Source organism: Exiguobacterium qingdaonense (assembly GCF_018617855.1).
Lineage (GTDB): Bacteria > Bacillota > Bacilli > Exiguobacteriales > Exiguobacteriaceae > Exiguobacterium > Exiguobacterium qingdaonense.
Genome location: NZ_JACSKY010000002.1, coordinates 30,532 through 48,590, shown reverse-complemented (window position 1 = coordinate 48,590; position 18,059 = coordinate 30,532). Strand labels below are relative to the sequence as shown.

Annotated in this window: 16 protein-coding genes, 1 riboswitch and 1 other annotated feature; of the genes, 5 read left to right on the top strand and 11 right to left on the bottom strand. The window is 49.0% G+C overall.

Annotated elements, in window-relative coordinates; genetic code table 11:
- The first annotated feature begins 94 nt into the window (after positions 1–94).
- Positions 95–1,360, top strand: a complete 1,266-nt coding sequence (locus KNP00_RS03625) for a BaiN/RdsA family NAD(P)/FAD-dependent oxidoreductase (protein WP_215142372.1) — start codon at positions 95–97, stop codon at positions 1,358–1,360.
- 106 nt (positions 1,361–1,466) lie between these two features.
- Here the strand turns inward: KNP00_RS03625 and KNP00_RS03620 are convergent, their stop codons facing one another.
- The 5 genes from KNP00_RS03620 to KNP00_RS03600 all read right to left on the bottom strand — a co-directional run bounded on the left by KNP00_RS03620 (position 1,467) and on the right by KNP00_RS03600 (position 8,283).
- Positions 1,467–2,402 (bottom strand): DUF2268 domain-containing putative Zn-dependent protease, encoded by a 936-nt coding sequence (locus KNP00_RS03620; RefSeq protein ID WP_240542697.1) that lies wholly within the window; start codon positions 2,400–2,402, stop codon positions 1,467–1,469.
- A gap of 217 nt (positions 2,403–2,619) precedes the next feature.
- Entirely contained in the window at positions 2,620–3,132 is a 513-nt protein-coding gene (locus KNP00_RS03615) for a pyrophosphohydrolase domain-containing protein (RefSeq protein WP_215142370.1), read from the bottom strand.
- Positions 3,133–3,149: 17 nt separating this feature from the next.
- The gene (locus KNP00_RS03610; RefSeq protein ID WP_240542696.1) at positions 3,150–4,274 is read right to left on the bottom strand and encodes a hypothetical protein; all 1,125 of its coding nucleotides are present in this window, start codon (positions 4,272–4,274) and stop codon (positions 3,150–3,152) included.
- Positions 4,275–4,391: 117 nt separating this feature from the next.
- Complete coding sequence (gene leuS / locus KNP00_RS03605) at positions 4,392–6,797, bottom strand: leucine--tRNA ligase (RefSeq protein WP_215142367.1); 2,406 nt, start codon at positions 6,795–6,797, stop codon at positions 4,392–4,394.
- A 40-nt stretch (positions 6,798–6,837) separates the two neighbouring features.
- Positions 6,838–7,053: a binding site (T-box leader), on the bottom strand.
- 39 nt (positions 7,054–7,092) lie between these two features.
- A complete protein-coding gene (locus KNP00_RS03600; protein ID WP_338082253.1) occupies positions 7,093–8,283 on the bottom strand; it encodes an MDR family MFS transporter in 1,191 nt (396 codons plus the stop codon).
- Between the two features lie 175 nt (positions 8,284–8,458).
- Between KNP00_RS03600 and mnmL the strand changes: the two genes are divergently transcribed.
- A complete protein-coding gene (gene mnmL, locus KNP00_RS03595; RefSeq protein ID WP_215142363.1) occupies positions 8,459–9,433 on the top strand; it encodes a tRNA modification radical SAM protein MnmL/YtqA in 975 nt (324 codons plus the stop codon).
- Positions 9,387–9,959: a tRNA 5-(aminomethyl)-2-thiouridylate-methyltransferase MnmM gene (gene mnmM / locus KNP00_RS03590; RefSeq protein ID WP_215142361.1), complete on the top strand. Its 573-nt coding sequence runs from the start codon at positions 9,387–9,389 to the stop codon at positions 9,957–9,959. The genes mnmL and mnmM overlap by 47 nt, the downstream gene beginning before the upstream one ends.
- 30 nt (positions 9,960–9,989) lie before the next feature.
- Here the strand turns inward: mnmM and KNP00_RS03585 are convergent, their stop codons facing one another.
- Both KNP00_RS03585 and KNP00_RS03580 read right to left on the bottom strand, forming a co-directional pair.
- A complete protein-coding gene (locus KNP00_RS03585) occupies positions 9,990–10,703 on the bottom strand; it encodes an alpha/beta hydrolase (RefSeq protein ID WP_215142359.1) in 714 nt (237 codons plus the stop codon).
- Positions 10,704–10,791: 88 nt separating this feature from the next.
- A complete protein-coding gene (locus KNP00_RS03580) occupies positions 10,792–11,262 on the bottom strand; it encodes a GNAT family N-acetyltransferase (RefSeq protein WP_215142358.1) in 471 nt (156 codons plus the stop codon).
- Positions 11,263–11,425: 163 nt separating this feature from the next.
- On the opposite strand from KNP00_RS03580, the gene KNP00_RS03575 reads away from it, so the two are divergent.
- Positions 11,426–11,929 (top strand): hypothetical protein, encoded by a 504-nt coding sequence (locus tag KNP00_RS03575; RefSeq protein WP_215142357.1) that lies wholly within the window; start codon positions 11,426–11,428, stop codon positions 11,927–11,929.
- 45 nt (positions 11,930–11,974) lie between these two features.
- Here KNP00_RS03575 and metK read toward each other — a convergent pair whose 3' ends face one another.
- A complete protein-coding gene (gene metK / locus KNP00_RS03570; RefSeq protein ID WP_215142353.1) occupies positions 11,975–13,183 on the bottom strand; it encodes a methionine adenosyltransferase in 1,209 nt (402 codons plus the stop codon).
- Positions 13,184–13,315: 132 nt separating this feature from the next.
- Positions 13,316–13,435, bottom strand: a riboswitch (SAM riboswitch).
- A gap of 321 nt (positions 13,436–13,756) precedes the next feature.
- On the opposite strand from metK, the gene pckA reads away from it, so the two are divergent.
- The gene (pckA, locus tag KNP00_RS03565) at positions 13,757–15,328 is read left to right on the top strand and encodes a phosphoenolpyruvate carboxykinase (ATP) (protein ID WP_215142351.1); all 1,572 of its coding nucleotides are present in this window, start codon (positions 13,757–13,759) and stop codon (positions 15,326–15,328) included.
- Positions 15,329–15,343: 15 nt separating this feature from the next.
- Here the strand turns inward: pckA and KNP00_RS03560 are convergent, their stop codons facing one another.
- The 3 genes from KNP00_RS03560 to KNP00_RS03550 all read right to left on the bottom strand — a co-directional run bounded on the left by KNP00_RS03560 (position 15,344) and on the right by KNP00_RS03550 (position 18,014).
- Positions 15,344–16,108, bottom strand: a complete 765-nt coding sequence (locus tag KNP00_RS03560; RefSeq protein WP_215142348.1) for an alpha/beta hydrolase family protein — start codon at positions 16,106–16,108, stop codon at positions 15,344–15,346.
- On the bottom strand, positions 16,089–16,562 hold the full coding sequence (gene ytkD, locus KNP00_RS03555; protein WP_215142346.1) for an RNA deprotection pyrophosphohydrolase: 474 nt from the start codon (positions 16,560–16,562) through the stop codon (positions 16,089–16,091). The genes KNP00_RS03560 and ytkD overlap by 20 nt, the downstream gene beginning before the upstream one ends.
- A 99-nt stretch (positions 16,563–16,661) precedes the next feature.
- Complete coding sequence (locus KNP00_RS03550) at positions 16,662–18,014, bottom strand: glucose-6-phosphate isomerase (protein WP_215142344.1); 1,353 nt, start codon at positions 18,012–18,014, stop codon at positions 16,662–16,664.
- Positions 18,015–18,059: the final 45 nt, after the last annotated feature.

Here is an 18,059-nt window from a genome sequence, read left to right as displayed (position 1 = left end):
AAACAACCGCTTCTCATTATACTCTTACTGTTACGGATAATAAAGTTACGATAATTTTACTAATCATATAGATAAAGAAATGAGGAGATTACCTATGAAAGATGTCATCGTCATCGGTGGAGGTCCGAGCGGACTCATGGCAACGTACGCAGCGGCGAAAAGTGGCGCCTCGACCTTGCTGATTGATAAAGGGTCAAAGCTTGGTCGAAAATTGGCCATTTCAGGTGGAGGACGTTGTAACGTCACGAATCGAAAGCCAATCGATGAACTGATTCAGTTCATTCCAGGGAACGGTCGTTTCTTATACAGCGCCCTAGCCCAGTTCGACAATCAATCGATTATCGACCTCTTCACCGGATTCGGGATTCCCTTGAAAGAGGAAGACAACGGACGCATGTTCCCTGTGACAGATAAGGCACAGGATGTGGTCAATACGTTGCTTCGGGCGATTGAGGACCTCGGCGTCGAGATTCGAAAAAAAGCTGAAGTCAAGACGTTACATTTTAATGAAGAAAACGAGTTTCACGTTGTCGAGTTGATGGACGGTGAAATGATTGAAGCGAAAGCTTGTGTCGTCGCGGTCGGTGGACAATCCGTCCCTCACACCGGTTCGACGGGGGACGGTTATCCGTGGGCAGAGAAGGCTGGACATACCATTACGGAACTCTTCCCGACAGAAGTGCCGATCAAATTGAATGACGCGTTCATCGGAACGAAACAACTTCAAGGATTATCGTTACGTGACGTCGCGTTGACGGTGCACGGCAAAAAAGGGAAAGCCATCAAGACGCACCAGGGCGACATGATCTTTACCCACTTCGGGATTTCAGGGCCAATCGCGCTTCGTTGCAGCCAGTATACGATCAAAGAACGGAAGCGTAGTAAAGAACAAGTCGTCCTCTTGTCACTCGACTTCTTCCCGGACACATCACGAGATGCGCTCGTCCAGGAACTGTGGAACCAAGTACAGAGCCAACCGAAGCGTGCCGTTAAAAACGTCTGGAAAGGCTACATCCCCGAACGACTTCTTGACTTATTGCTCGAAGAACTCGCATTTGGAGAAGAAGATGCGAGTCAGTTGAAGAAGCAATCCGTCATCGACTTCGCAACGCGTCTAAAAATGTTCGAGATGCACGCCGTCGGGACACTCGACTTTGATAAGGCGTTCGTCACGGGTGGCGGCGTTTCGGTTAAAGAAGTTGCACCACAGACGATGATGTCAAAGAAAGCATCAGGTCTCTTCTTTGCCGGCGAAGTGCTCGATATCCATGGATACACAGGTGGCTACAACATCACGGCCGCCTTCACAACGGGACATTGTGCCGGATCGCACGCAGCCGAACTGGCGACAGAGCGGTAAAGAGTTCGGTCTAACGCATCGTCTGCGTTCTATTGTGAGCACTATACAATTAAAAGGCTTAATCCTATCTCATTCAGGATTAAGCCTTTTTTACATTCTTTTCATCTTAATTTTCCAATTTCATCACATCTCGATACTTGTACTCTTCTAGGATTTCATGACCTTCTTTGAATGTCCATTCGGGAATCGACAGCTCTGGATGCGCCGTCAAATAGTCATGGAGCACATCCTTCCCTAGAATATAGTTACTCCAACGCGGCATATCTTTTTGATAATTGCCAACTACAAAATCGGTGAAGGACGTTTCATAATCATTCACTCGGCTCGCGATATGTTCCATGGTCGCATCATCTAATTGCACATGCCATGGGGGAGAAACCCCTTTAACAATCCGATCAGCAAATGCGTCCGCCTTCCCTTCGATGATGATAGACTCAAGAATCGAACTAAGATTGTATTCATTTTGATCACGAAGAATCAGATGATGATACTCGTGAGCCGTCGAATAGGCTAGAACATCTTTGTCAAAATCTGTATCTAGAAACAAGATGAATGCGTCTTTGTATGCTGCTGCGCCTACACCTTCCATCGGTCCACTATCGTAGAAGAATTCAGGATTATACGGTGCAATAAACACTGTGCTCTTCTCTTTGGGTAGGATTTGATTTGAATCTGCATATGTCGATGCAATAATCTCTTTAATCTCGTCATGATGCTCGATTAATGTGTCCAACTGCTTCAGCAATTGTTGCTTATGAGGAGTCGGCTTTAGATTAAAATTAGTTTTTAATATGGATGTATCAATTTTTTCTTCCTGTCCGACCTCTCCTATGTAATCCAATACATATTTTTTGAAGTTATGTTTGTTCTCCTCCGAATCGGTTGTTTCAAGGGATGCGTTCAAATATTGCTGGTACTGGGTGTAGAGTGGGACAATTGTCAATTCATTCTCTTTATTGATTTCTATCGTTTCGATTGAAACGTCAGGTTTTGACTGTTTAGATTCTGACGTTTGTTCATCATCACTACATGCTGTTAACAAAAGTACTGAACTACAACATAGAATACCGAATAACTTTTTCAGTTACATGACCTCCATCTCCATAATCAATATCCCTCATCCGCTTACTTATTGTTAAATTATACCATAAATTACTCTCATGACCTATCTGACACCATCTAATATCATGATGTCGTCACGACTATCACAACAAAAAACGACTCGAACCCTTTCAAATGAGGGCTCGAGCCGTTTGTGATTATTCTTTCCCTGCGATTTGACGACGCACTTCTCTTTCGAGCTCAGGCTCCGGTGGCATCCATCCTTCAGGTTTCATGACTTTATTGTCCGACTCGCGTAAGATCGGCTTCCCGTTCGGTCCAAGCTTAGCCATATTAGCGCGCTGGACGATTTCAAACAACGGTACGGGATCGAGCCCGAGTTCGACGAAACTGCCCATCACAAAGTATAAGGCGTCCGTGAGCGCATCCCCTTGTCCGACGAGGCGTTCCACATCATCTGACGGTGGTACGTCTTGTAACGATTTTTGGACCGCCTTCTGGAATCCTTCTTGGAATTGCTCAATCGCCTGTAAGAATTCTTCTTCTGTCTGTGACGATTGATGCAAAAATTCGACGACCGCTTCTTCTGCCGTCCACACCGATCGCTTCGTCGCACGATCAAGCGTTAACGGTTGCGGAGATACCGCTCCCGGATGACCGAATGTTTCATGGAATTGCTTCACTTCTTCAAAAAAGTAACGTTTGCTCATCTGTCATTCCCCCATTGTCAGTCCACGGAGACGAATGCATCCAAATCGAATACTTCCGGGTGGACGATTGCAAAGATTTCATTGTCCTGTAAAAACATACCGGTCGAGTCATACACACGAGGTGTCACCATCTGACCGTTGATGGTCTCTTCTTCTGGATTGACCGTATAGAGGACGAGTTCTTCTGAGTCGAGCACGTAGATGCGACCTTGTCTTTCGACAAGCCCGACCCCTTCGAACCGTTCAAATTTCTGCTGAATCGAGGCGCTCATCCCGTCTGCCGAAAGTGCTTGACGCGAATCAAGCGTCCATTCCGTTTCCGGCTCTTTTTCCTCGACTTCCTCTTCTGGCGTATCCTGCCCATTGTCAGGTACGTCTTCAGAAACAGCCGTTTCGGTCGCGGTGTTATCATTCGTTGAGACGCTCTCTGTCGCTGTATCATCAGATGGTTTTTCTGTATTTTCAGTACCCGTTTCAGCATCCGTTTCTTCTGATGATTTTTCATCCGCAGGAATGTCCGGTTCAATTTCACGCTCCTCGATATAGAGGAGCTCGAGGTCCGGCGTGTCTGCCAACCGGTTCATCATGAACAATCGATTCGATTCTCGGTCATAGCCGAGACCAAAGATTCGGTCTTCCGATACGAGACCATTTATTTGTTTACGTGGTCGCTCGACCCAGCGTCCCTCTTCCCGCTCGATCGTGATGAGCGTCCCGTTCGCTGTCACCGCATACACAAGGTCCTCTTCGATCATGCGCAAACCGATAAAGTCATCAAGGCGCGCTTTCCCCGTATTCTCGAGTTGGAGCATCGAATTGACACGTGTCCCATTCCCGCTCACTTCAAAAAATTCAGCCTGTTCGGTCAGGACGAGATACGCCCCGATCGTGTCACTGTAATACACTTCATCAATTTGGTTAATCTGCTCGAGCGCATCGGTCGTATCGATATCTTCATCATCTTGCGCCGCCTCCACAGGTGGGAGCGATGCGGTTTGATGACTCGTTTGAATGTCAATTTTTTCAAATGTCGAGGCGATTTGTCGCTGAATGTCTTCATCCGAAAAGACAAAGATATAGCAAAGAATCACGCCGACCACGACGGCACAAAGTGTCGTGTATAGCACATAAGAACGTTTCATGGACATGTCGTCCCCTTCTCTTTCAGTATCGCCCTTTAGTGTATCAAAACCACCTGTAAAAGAAAATGACCTCACCAAAAAGAAAAGAATGTGCGACAATGTCACACATTCTTTTTGTTACCCAACGACAATATTGACGAGCTTTCCTGGAACGACGATGACTTTACGAACCGTCTTGCCTTCTGTGAACTCTTGGACGCGCTCGTTCTCGAGTGCATCTGCCTCGAGTTCTTCTTTTGAAGCCTCCCGCGAAACATGCATTTTCGCACGGAGTTTACCGTTCACTTGAATGACGACTTCAATCGTGTCACTCACAAGTTTTGACTCATCGTACGTCGGCCAAGCCGCATACGTCAACTCTTCAGTCATGCCCATCTTCTCCCACAACTCTTCAGACAAGTGTGGCGCGACTGGCGAGAGCATCTTGATGAAATCAACCATATGTGCTTTCGGCAACGTCTCTTGTTTGTTTGCTTCATTGACGAATACCATCAATTGCGAGATGGCCGTGTTGAAACGAAGTGCCTCATAGTCTTCTGTGACCTTTTTCACGGTCTGGTGATATGTGCGTTCAAAGTCGGCAGTCGGTGCCACGTCTGCGAAATTCGTCTGTTCGAACAAACGCCATACACGGTCGAGGAAGCGGCGTGCCCCGTCAAGTCCGTTTGTCGACCATGCGATGGCCGCATCGAGTGGTCCCATGAACATTTCGTAGAGACGGAGCGTGTCGGCTCCGTGCGACTTCACGATATCATCCGGGTTGACGACGTTCCCACGAGATTTCGACATCTTCTCATTGTTCTCACCGAGGATCATTCCTTGGTTGTAAAGTTTTTGGAACGGTTCGTTCGTCGGCACGACACCGATGTCAAAGAGCACCTTGTGCCAGAAACGAGCGTAGAGCAAGTGAAGTACAGCATGCTCCGTACCCCCGATATATAAATCGACCGGAAGCCAACGTTTAAGTTTCTCAGGGTCCGCAATCATCTCTTCATTATCCGGGTCGATGTAACGGATGTAGTACCAGCAGCTACCTGCCCATTGTGGCATCGTGTTTGTCTCACGACGACCTGTTTCACCAGTGACAGGATCCGTATACGTCAACCATTCTTCTGCGTTCGCAAGTGGTGATTCGCCCGTACCCGACGGTTTGATTTCATCGATGATTGGAAGTTCGAGCGGAAGCTCTTCGACCGGTACCGTCTTCATCGTACCGTCTTCCATATGGACGACCGGAATCGGTTCGCCCCAATAACGTTGACGGCTGAACAACCAGTCACGTAGACGGTATGTCGTCTTCGCGCGACCTGTGCCATTAGCTTCAAGCTCTTCAATGATCGTCTTGATCGCATCCGCTTTATTGAGTCCGTTCAAGCTACCTGAATTGATGTGTTCGCCGTCTTCGACGTACGCCGCTTCTTCCAAGTTTCCACCTTTGACGACTTCACGGATTGGAAGGTCGAACGTATTCGCAAACTCATAATCACGCTCATCGTGTCCTGGAACGGCCATGACCGCACCTGTCCCATATGTCGAGAGGACATAATCTGCTGTCCAAATCGGGAGCTTCTCACCGTTTACCGGGTTAATCGCATATGCGCCCGTGAAGACACCCGTCTTCTCTTTGGCGAGGTCTGTACGCTCAAGGTCCGTCTTTTTCGAGACTTCTTCGATGTACGCCTCGACTGCTGTCGATTGTTCCGGCGTCGTAATCACTTTCGTGAACGGATGCTCTGGTGCGAGTGTCACGTATGTCGCCCCATGAAGTGTATCCGGGCGTGTCGTGAAGACTGTGACGATCTTATCGTGACCATCGACTTTAAAGTCGACTTCGGCACCGACCGATTTGCCAATCCAGTTGCGCTGCATTTCTTTCACGCTCTCTGGCCAGTCGAGACCTTCCAAATCTTCAAGCAAACGCTCCGCGTATTCTGTGATGCGAAGCACCCACTGTTTCATCGGCACACGGTGTACCGGGTGGTTCCCACGCTCTGACAAGCCGTCGATGACTTCTTCGTTCGCAAGGACCGTACCGAGTGCCGGGCACCAGTTAACGGCCACTTCATCGACGTATGCGAGGTCACGCTCAAAGAGTTGCGTGAAGATCCATTGTGTCCATTTATAGTATTTCGGGTCAGTCGTGCTAATTTCACGAGCCCAGTCATACGAGAAACCGAGGTCCTTCAACTGACGACGGAACGTCTCGATGTTACGCGCTGTGAACTCGCGTGGGTCGTTCCCTGTGTCGAGTGCGTATTGCTCGGCAGGAAGACCGAACGCATCCCAGCCGATCGGGTGAAGGACGTTGTATCCTTGCATCCGTTTCATGCGGGCGATGATGTCCGTTGCCGTATAACCTTCCGGGTGACCGACATGAAGACCGGCACCTGACGGGTATGGAAACATATCAAGGACGTAGAAACAGTCCTTCTCCGGGTCTTCAGTCGTTTTAAATGCGTCTTTCTCTTCCCAACGCTTTTGCCATTTCGGCTCGATTTCTTGATGTTTAAAATAGCTCAACATTCTTCCTCCTCTGCATAAATAAAAAGCCTTCCGTCCCCGAAAATGGGACGAAAGGCTTGAAAGCTCTCCGCGGTACCACCCATGTTGCATTGCTGCCACTTGAGACGCCGATAACGAGGCGTAACCCCGGTTTTCCCTACTCGGTTCAGGAAAACAGCTCCAAGGCGAGTTCACGACCTCCATTTATCGATTCACACCACCCATCGACTCTCTTTGAAACGGAATGTTCGCTACTAATCCTCTTCATCGCTTGCTATTCATCGTAGTCTATTTTAGCCCATTCTGATTTTCAACGTCAACTTGATTTTTCTGTGACACGAATGTCTTTCATGATGACAAATAGCGTTAAGGCGAACGTAGCGAGCAGAAGAAGCATACCAAAGACCGCAGTAATCCCGAACACATCATAAACAAACCCTGACAACGTCGGTCCAATCATCCGACCGACGGACGCTGCGATATTGACGAGTCCTTGATATTGTCCCGCTTTCCCAGATGGGGCAAGTTTCGCCGCAATCGTCGGAACTGCCGGCCAGACGAACATTTCCCCGATCGTCATGACGACCATCGCAACCATGAACATGCCGAATCCGCCAGCGAACGGCACAATCAAGAAGGCACCGAGGAAAATCGAGGCACCGATAATCAATTGACGCTTCAAATCGTCCTCAAACTGTCGCAACACACGGTTGAGTAACGGCTGTGCGAATACGATCATCGCCCCGTTCACCGTCCAAAGGAGTGAATATTGGCTGATTGTGACACCGAGGTCTTTTGAATGAACCGCGATCGTCCCTTGCCACTGGACGTACACGAACCAAAGCACGGCGTAACCAACGGCCACATACCACATCGACTTCATCGTCGCGCTCGAGAGCGTCGTAGCAGCAGCCTCCAATTGTGACTGCACGACCGGACGTGTCGGGTTCTTCAAATAACGGAGTCCAAACAAAAGGACCACGACGAATAAGACCGACAAGAAGAAGTTCGCGTAAAAGATCCACTCGATGTTCAAGCGCGCGATTTGACCACTCATGGCCGTACCGAGTGCGACACCGACGTTTTGTGCAACATAAATCGCATTGAACGAACGGCGTCCACCCTCTGGCCAGATGAGTCCCGCGAACGCATAGACGGTCGGAAAGACGAGTCCTCCTGAGAACCCGATCATACCGAGCCACACCAAATAACCGAAGAACGTGGCGTGAAACAGTAAGAAACCGAGTGAGCTCGCAAGTAACAACCCGACAGAAATAATGAGCGTCATCTTTCCACCGATCCGGTCGAATAGCGTCCCTCCAATGTAGTTACCAACGATTGCAAGTGCGGAGTTCACAAGAAGCGCCACTCCGGCAAGTGTCATCGACTCACCTAAAAAATCATGAATATACAGGGTGTTAAATGGCCATAAAAAAGACGCCGCCGTTGTATTGAGCGCCATCGCAATGACTAGAATCCATACCGAGATTGGCATTTTATTGTTCACACCAAGTCCTCCTTTCATCCCTCTTCGCATTAAAAAAATCGGCACAAAAGGCCGAATCGACAAGATTTCCTTATCAAACCTAAACGAATGCCAAAGAAGTGTCAAGAAAAATTACTCATTATGAAGTATTGTCATTTTTTATTTGTGATAGGATGAGCAAGGAAGGAGAGATATCATGAATCCATTTGGTCAAAACCGCTATCATACATTGAATGAGGCATATCGTCAGGAGTACGGCAACAAGGTGTTTAAAGTCCCGCTCGATGGCGGCTTCACGTGCCCGAACCGTGATGGTCTCGTCTCGAAGGGAGGATGTACATTCTGTTCGGATGACGGAAGTGGGGATTTTGCGGGGAATGCCTGTGATCCGATCCCCGTCCAGTTTGCTGAAGTGAAGGCTCGTCTCCATCGGAAGTGGAAACACGCCAACTACATCGCTTACTTTCAAGCGTTCAGTAATACGTACGCGCCGGTCGAGCGGTTACGCGAACTGTACGAACCAGCACTGCAAGAGGAAGGGGTCGTCGGGCTTTCGATTGCGACACGCCCAGACTGTCTTCCAGATGACGTTGTCGATTATTTAGCAGAGTTGAATGAACGGACGTCGCTTTGGGTCGAGCTCGGTCTTCAAACAGTCCATGATTCGACCGGAAGAAAAATCAATCGCGGTCACGACTATGAGACATTCCTGACCGGTCTTGCGAAACTGCGTCGTCATAACATTCGCGTATGCGTGCACATCATCAACGGCCTACCGGGCGAAACACCAGAGATGATGCTCGACACAGCCCGAGAAGTTGCTAAAATGGACATACAAGGAATCAAGATTCATTTGCTTCACGTCTTGAAACACACACCGCTCGCACGTCAATACGAAAAAGGGATGCTCAATTTGATGGAGGAAGATACTTATATCGCCCTCGTCTGCGACCAGCTGGAACGGATCCCACCCGAGGTGATTGTTCATCGATTGACAGGTGACGGCCCACCCGACCTATTGATCGGTCCGTTATGGAGTCGCCACAAGATGCAGGTGTTGAACAAGATTCGGGCGGAACTGGAGCGAAGGGATTCCTTCCAAGGAAAAAAGAAGGATGAGATGTATGGGATTAATGAGAGTTCTACCCTTTGCAAAACAACTACTACATGACCACATTGAAGAGGGACATATCGCCATCGACATGACTGCCGGGAACGGTCATGACACATTGTTCTTGGCAAATGCGGTCGGAGAGACGGGTCATGTCTTTGCGTTTGATATTCAATCAGAAGCGGTAACGGCGACCCGAGCACGTATAGACGAGGCCGGTCTCACCGAACGGGTGACCGTCATTCACGATAGTCATGACACGGTCGGCGCCGTCATCGATCGTGAATCACGCCCCATAACGGCAGCCGTCTTCAATTTAGGGTATTTACCGGGTAGCGACAAATCCATCACGACCCATGGGAATACGACGGTCGCTGCACTGAATCAACTGTTAGACGTCATGGCTGTCGGTGGTGTCATCGTGATCGTCGTCTATCACGGTCATGAAAGTGGGAAGACCGAACGGGACGAGGTGCTTCAATACGTGGAATCACTTGACCAAAAGCAAGCCGGTGTTCTCCGCTATGGCTTCATCAACCAAATCAACCACCCTCCGTTTATCGTAGCAATCGAAAAACGTAAATGATAAAAGGCGGCTCCGAGGAGTCGCCTTTTATCATTCTTGAATCAGTTCATAAAACGTGATGAGCGTTTCCGCGAATTTCGTGTTCAATCGCTCATACCCGAAGTGCGGGAACCCTTCCAGCCGACGGATATATACTTGGTCTCCACCGATTTTCCGACAAACGTTCAGCGTCAACTTCACATCCGCAAATTGATCGTCTGGTGCATAAAAACAAGCGAGCGGAAGTCGTGGAAGGTGTTTTTTCTCTTCCTGATGCTCAACGATTTCTTCTTCGATCTCCCGATACTGCGCATACGTGATTTCACCAAACCGAGACGATTCGTCTCCTCCTCCGGTAAATGTCATCATACCGAGTGGCAAGTCTGGGCGAAAACGATCGACGGCACTCGCGACGGCTTGTTTCAAACCGCCAATTTGACGTGTCGCATGCCAGTCAAACAGTGGTGAGATATAAGTCAGGCTACCAAGCGGAACATCGTACTCCTGCAAGAGCCGATTCGTAAAGAGTGCACCGATGCTGAATGCCACGACGTGAATTGGTAGCTTAAATTCACCAGCCTCACGCAATGCCCGCTTGATAAGTTGCTTATGGTCATCTGCCATCAATCCGATTGACTTGTCGCGGACGACGATCACTTCGTACTCGTCCTGAAGTCGTCGAATAAAGTTCTCGCTGATCCGGGACGTGAACTGTAGCGGATACACGATGACGATGACTCCTTTTCGTGTTTCTTCATATGTCATGCTGCCGTCACCTCATTTATAGACTATGTTCATTGTATCAAAAAAACATCAGCCGCAACTGATGTTTGGACAAAATCCGTCCGGAGGCTTAGCTCGGGTCATGACGCAAATGAATGAGCTCCATCGGTTCGTCATATACTTCTTCTTGTATCCGATTCACTTCTACGAACGACTGATGTAAGAGGAAGGCAATGGCTTGTTCATTCGAGTTTTCAACGTACACTTCGATCGGTTGGGTCTTCTTTGATTGAAGTTGGGCCAAAAAGGCTGCACCGTACCCGTTCCGATGATGATCGGGGTGCAGATAGAGACGAAGCATCTCCCACTTGTCACCGCGGTCGATGGCGTGACAAAATCCGATGACCTCTTCTCCGTGCTCGCCAACGATAAAATACTGTTCCCGTGCTTCCTCACTTGAACTGATTGCACGTACAATCTCCTCTTGTCGATAGGCACGCTCCATCGCTCTCGTTCGATTCGAATCTTCCGATGAAATTGTCGCAAGTGCAATCGAACGAATCATCGTCGCATCCTTTGGCACTGCTTCTCTCATGTTCATGACAGCTTCCCCCTTTTGGCCAGTCTAGTTGTATCATTCCCTATCATTCTATTTTTATCCTGCCCTACATTTCATTTCTATGAAAAATTAATCGGTGACGTTAACTCTTCTGTCGTCTCGGGTATAACACAACCAATGCCAATTATACGAAGGAGTGGAAAAGATGGAACCTAAACTAGAGCATGACCCGAAAGTAGAACAAACAGATCACCCGAACCGTCAGTTTGATCAGACAGACACAGGAGGACCTAAAATAAATGTCGTGACCGGGATGTTGCTCGGTGCCCTCGTCGGTGGTCTTCTCGCCTTGCTTAGCTCTTCGAATCGCGAGCAGACAAAACAGTCCTTCTCGAGCGCAAAATCTTCAGTCGGCGGAATGGTCAACGAAGTCAAACAAGACCCTGCAGGCAAGGCCTCTCAAGTCATCGAGCAAGTCAAGACGGCTTCAGGTAAGATTCAGGAAGTCTCGACAGATGTTCAGAACGTCTATGAAAAAGTCGTCGGGGAAGTCGACACCGTCAAGGAAGACGTGAATAAAATCGTTGAGACGGCTCAAGAAGCCAAATCCGATTTACAAGATATCGGTGAGAAGGTCGTCGAAGCGAAAGACACGGCGCTCGGGCAGGAGACAACTGAGAACGATTCATCAACTGACCAAACCAAATAATCGCATAATAAAAAAACGACCTTTCCGCGGAAAGGTCGTTTTTAATTATGCGAAACGTTTCGCGCCTTCTTCAAGAACGGCTGCTTTATCTGTCTGCTCCCATGGGAGTTCTACATCTGTACGACCAAAATGACCATAAGCAGCAGTTTGCTTGTAAATCGGGCGTCGTAGGTCAAGCATGTTGATGATGCCTGCCGGACGAAGATCAAAGTTCTCACGAACGAGTTCTACGAGTTCTGTCTCACTCAATTTACCAGTACCGAACGTATCGACAGCGATGGATACTGGATGCGCCACACCAATTGCGTAAGCGAGTTGAACTTCGGCTTTGTCCGCAAGTCCTGCTGCAACGATGTTTTTCGCTACATAACGAGCTGCGTATGCCGCTGAACGGTCAACTTTTGTTGGGTCTTTACCAGAGAATGCACCACCACCGTGACGAGCATATCCACCGTACGTATCGACGATGATTTTACGGCCTGTAAGTCCAGCATCACCTTGTGGTCCACCGATTACGAAACGACCAGTCGGGTTGATGAAGTACTTCGTCTCAGCGTCGATGAGTTCAGCAGGGATGACCGCTTCGATGACGTACTTTTTCAAGTCTTCTTGAATTTGCTCGAGCGTGATGTCTTCCGCATGCTGCGTCGAAATGACAATCGTGTCAACTCGAACCGGGTTGTTCTCTTCGTCATACTCGACCGTCACTTGAGTCTTTCCGTCTGGGCGGAGGTAAGCAAGCGTGCCGTTCTTACGCACTTCAGCAAGACGACGTGACAACTTGTGCGCCAACGAGATTGGAAGTGGCATGAGTTCAGGCGTTTCGTTTGTCGCATATCCGAACATGAGACCTTGGTCTCCTGCACCGATTGCATCGAGTTCCTCTTCAGTCATCTGACCTTCACGTGCTTCGAGTGCCTGGTCAACACCTTGCGCGATATCGACCGACTGTTCGTCAATCGACGTCAAGACCGCACATGTTTCTGCATCAAAGCCATATTTCGCACGGGTGTATCCGATTTCACGGATGGTCTCGCGAACAACTTTCGGGATATCCACGTAAGTTGACGTTGTGATTTCACCAGCTACGAGTACGAGACCCGTTGTGACAGACGTTTCAGCCGCAACACGGGCATTCGGGTCTTCCGCTAAAATGGCATCCAAAATCGAGTCAGAGATCTGATCACAAATTTTGTCTGGATGTCCTTCAGTAACCGACTCAGAAGTAAAAAGTCGACGGTTCAATTTTGACATTCAAAAAACCTCCTATAATAAGGGTGATGTGTGGACGGTACTCGTTCCCCTTACGCGTTGCTTTGGGACGGTAATGAAAAAAACCTCCCCCGATGACATACATAGGGAAAGGTTGAATCGTTCTTCCTTACCCTCTTATCGTTCGAAGCTAATGGCTTCGCTTCAGGATAGCACCTTTTCCGCACAAGACTTCATGTCGGACGGTTGCTGGGCTTCGTAGGGCCTTGTTCCCTCCACCGCTCAGAATAAGAGTATCCGTTACGAAAACCATCATATAAATGACACTCGATTATGTCAAGGGAATCGAACGAATTCGTAAAACTTTTCACACACTTGAAAAACATTTAAGTCTATGAATCGCTTGATCTTTTTTTGATTCGTTTCTATTTTTTAACACCTCGTGATAAGAGAATGTGATAAAATACCCTTGTAAGAAAGCGCTTACTTAAAAAGATAAACGCTTGTTTTTAATTAGTGTGTCACATATAATTAAAAATGTCATACTGATTAAATGCAGTCGCGAAAGTATGCGGATTTCATCCACATCTATTTAGGGGAAAGGTGGGATTCAGGATGGCGACAACGCTCCTGAAAATCGAAGAATTAATTAATGGTGCCGACATGTACCGGAACTTGACGGTTCCAGAGCTGGTGGAAGAAGCCATTCAAAATGGCGAAGGTGTATTGACAAAAGACGGGGCATTATCTGTCAGCACCGGTGCTTTCACAGGACGGTCACCGAAAGACAAATTCGTCGTACAAGATGAAGTCAGCAACAACCTTGTCGATTGGGGGAAGGTCAACCAGCCAATCGCAGAAGAAAAGTTTTCAGCACTTCTTGAGAAAGTACTCGACCATCTTGAAAAGAAAGAGAAACTCTATTATTTGGAGGCGTCCGCCGGTGCGGATGAGCATTACACGTTGCCCGTCCGTGCAATCACGGAATATGCGTGGCACAGCCTATTCGCAAAACAGCTTTTCTTGCGTGAATGGCCAGCGAAAGGTGCGTTTGATCCGTTTACAGTCATTTACGCACCGAGCTATAAAGCTGACCCTAAGGTCGATGGTACGAACTCCGAAACGTTTATTCTCGTTTCATTCGCCAAGCGCACGATTCTGATCGGGGGAACGGAATATGGTGGCGAAATTAAAAAATCAATCTTCTCCGTTATGAACTTTTTGTTGCCAGAGCAAAACGTGCTATCGATGCACTGTTCGGCAAACGTGAACGATGCAAACGAAACAGCCCTTTTCTTCGGCTTGTCGGGGACAGGAAAGACGACACTTTCGGCCGATATAGAGCGTCACTTGATTGGAGACGACGAGCATGGGTGGTCACCAGACGGCGTCTTCAACATCGAGGGTGGTTGCTACGCGAAGACGATCAATCTGTCGCGTGAAAATGAGCCACAAATCTACGATGCCATCCGATTCGGTTCTTTGATCGAGAACGTCGTCTTGAACGAGGATCGGACACCAGACTATAAAAATGTCTCTCTAACAGAGAACACGCGAGCTGCGTATCCAATCGAGTTCATCGACAATGCGATGCTCCCGTCACGCGCCGGACACCCGAATACAATCGTGTTCTTGACCGCAGACGCGTACGGCGTCTTACCACCAATCAGCAAATTGACGAAAGAACAGGCGATGTATCATTTCTTGTCCGGTTATACGTCAAAACTTGCCGGGACAGAGCGAGGCGTCACTGAGCCTCAAGCGACGTTTTCGACTTGCTTCGGTTCTCCGTTCCTCCCGCTCGCACCAGAGCGTTACGCGGATATGCTCGGAAAATTGATTGAGCAACACGATGTAGACGTCTATCTCGTCAATACGGGCTGGACAGGCGGTGCCTATGGCGAAGGTTCGCGCATGAAGCTCGCTTACACGCGCGCGATGGTCAATGCGGCAATTAACGGTCAACTTCGTGACGTCGAGACGATGAACCACGACATATTCAATGTCGAGATCCCGGTAGCCATCGAAGGCGTGCCGAGCGAGGTACTCAATCCACGCGATACATGGAACGACCCGAATCGTTATGACGTGGAGGCGAAAGCACTCGCCATGAAATTTAGCGAGAACTTTAAGCGTTTCACAAAAGCGAGTGAGTCAGTCATCGCGGCCGGTCCACTTGTCATCTAATACGAAAGCACCGACTCATCGAGTCGGTGCTTTCGCTTGCCGTAGCATCCAGTCCATCGCTTGTTCGGTCGTCTTCCACTTATCCCAGAACGGGAGTTGGTGTCCGAACGGGAGCACCCAAAATTCAGCTTGCTGCCCTAGCTTTTCAGCAATCGCCGTCGCATGGCGCAACCGGACCTGCTCATCATCCGTACCGTGGATGATCAATGTCGGGGCCTCCCATTCTTTATAGAGGGGGGAACGATCAACATAGGCAGGTTCTGCCGATTCGGGGTCCCCACCGGTCATTCGACGTAACATCTTCCGCATCGAACGTTGTTCTTCATACGTCCATACGAGGTTCGTCACACCGGCCCATGACGTGACGGTGGTGACCGGACGTTCAGATGCGAGAGAGAGGGCCATCATGCCCCCTCTTGAAAAGCCGAGTACGTGAATCGGATATCCGCTCGCTTGGACACGATCATAAAGCGAGAGCACGTCTTCCAAATCCTCCCCACCAAAATCCTCTCTCCCCGTTCCACCATGATTCCCTCGATAGACCGGGGCCACGACATGAAAGCCTCTCGATGCGAATTGCATGAGACGGGGCAAACGAACGTCGCCAATCCGCGCCGTCCCTCCTCGCAAATACATTAACACTTGCCCGTTCGACCGTTTCGGTTCAATCGAATACGCTACGACCTGTTCACCGTCATCGGTCGTATACCAACCGCGTGTCACCCGAAAACCCGCGTAAGGTGGCAATACATCGATGCGGTCAAACCAACTGTTGCTCATATAAAACCCTCATCGTTTCTGGCAAGACACGGTCTTTCATCATAAAGCTATAACGTGGATTCCGTAACAGATTGTCCGGCAAGGCATCGACCAGGACAGCCCCGTCTGTCTCATCAACGGCAGGATGATCCTCAAACCGTTCAATCTCCGCAAAATAAATATTTTTGATGACCGTGTCGCCACGACCGAGCACACGATATTGCCCCATGTATCGTAACGTCTTGACGACCCCTCCGGTTTCTTCAAATACTTCCCGGATGGCGGCATCGTCTTCGTGCTCTCCTGGTTCGACTTTCCCACCCGGAAACTCGAGTCCGCGTTGCTTATGTTTCGTCAAAACCCATTTGTCTTTAAATCGGGTGACGACCCAGACGTGGAGCGGTGTGTCTGAGAACGGATAATGAGTGAAGCTTAACTCGACTTGATTATGATAGTAATCCTTGAATGTCTTCATAGTCCATCCCTTTCTTTCCCCTGTCTACTCTCACTTTACCTTGTCTTCACCCAGTTTCAAACAAAAAAATCGGTCCGACTTGCGGACCGATCTGTTTTTTTACTGATTCAAGCGTTTCTCGAGTTCTGCCTTTTGTTCTTCGTAACCTGGTTTGCCGAGCAATGCGAACATGTTCGCTTTGTACGCTTCGACACCTGGTTGGTTGAACGGGTTGACGCCGAGGATATAGCCGCTCATCGCACATGCTTTTTCGAAGAAGTAGAACATGTAACCGAGGTGATACGGTGTCATCTCTGGCAATTCGACGACAAGGTTCGGGACATGTCCGTCAGTGTGCGCAAGAAGCGTCCCTTCTGTCGCCTTGTCGTTCACGAACTGAATCGTCTCACCGGCGAGGAAGTTCAAGCCGTCTAAGTCTTGTGCGTCTTCAGGGACATTCATCGAGTGACGTACTTCTTTCACACGGATGACTGTCTCGAACAAGTCACGACGACCTTCCTGGATATATTGACCCATCGAGTGAAGGTCTGTCGAGAAGTCGACCGCTGCAGGGAAGATTCCTTTATTGTCCTTCCCTTCTGATTCACCGTAAAGTTGCTTCCACCACTCTGACACGTAGTGAAGCGCCGGCTCGTAGTTGACGAGCATCTCGATTGATTTGCCTTTCGCGTAAAGGGCATTACGCACGACCGCATATTGATACGCTTCGTTTTCAGACAACTCTGGTGAGCTGTAAGCGTTTTGTGCGTCACGCGCTCCTTCCATCAACGCATCGATGTCGATGCCTGCAGCAGCGATTGGAAGAAGGCCGACTGGTGTGAGGACAGAGAAGCGTCCACCGACATCGTCTGGAATGACGAATGACTCGTAACCTTCTGCGTCCGCGAGCGTCTTGAGTGCACCGCGGGCACGGTCCGTCGTCGCATAAATACGCTCGCGCGCACCTTCTTGACCGTACTTGTCTTCCATGAATTGTTTAAGGACGCGGAACGCGATTGCCGGCTCCGTCGTCGTTCCGGATTTCGAGATGACGTTGATGGAGATGTCTTTTCCTTCAAGCACTTGAAGCAACTCTCTCATATACGTCGAAGAGATGTTGTGGCCCGCATAGAATACTTGTGGCGCCTTGCGCTCTTCTTTTGACAATACGTTGAAGAACGAATGTTGAAGCATTTCGATCGCTGCACGGGCTCCGAGGTATGAACCTCCGATTCCGACGACGACGAGAACGTCTGAATTATCGCGAATTCGTTCCGCCGCAGCTTTGATTCGTGCGAACTCATCTTGATCGTATTCGGTCGGAAGGTCGACCCACCCAAGAAAATCACTTCCGGCACCGCTCCGCTCATGAATCACCGAGTGAAGGGCTTTTACCGTTTCTTGCATTTGGTCGATTTCATGCTTCCCTACGAATGAGAGCGCGTTTGAATAATCGAAACGTACAGTTGACATGTCATTTCCTCCTTTAAATCGCTCCTGAAAGAGCCATACATGACC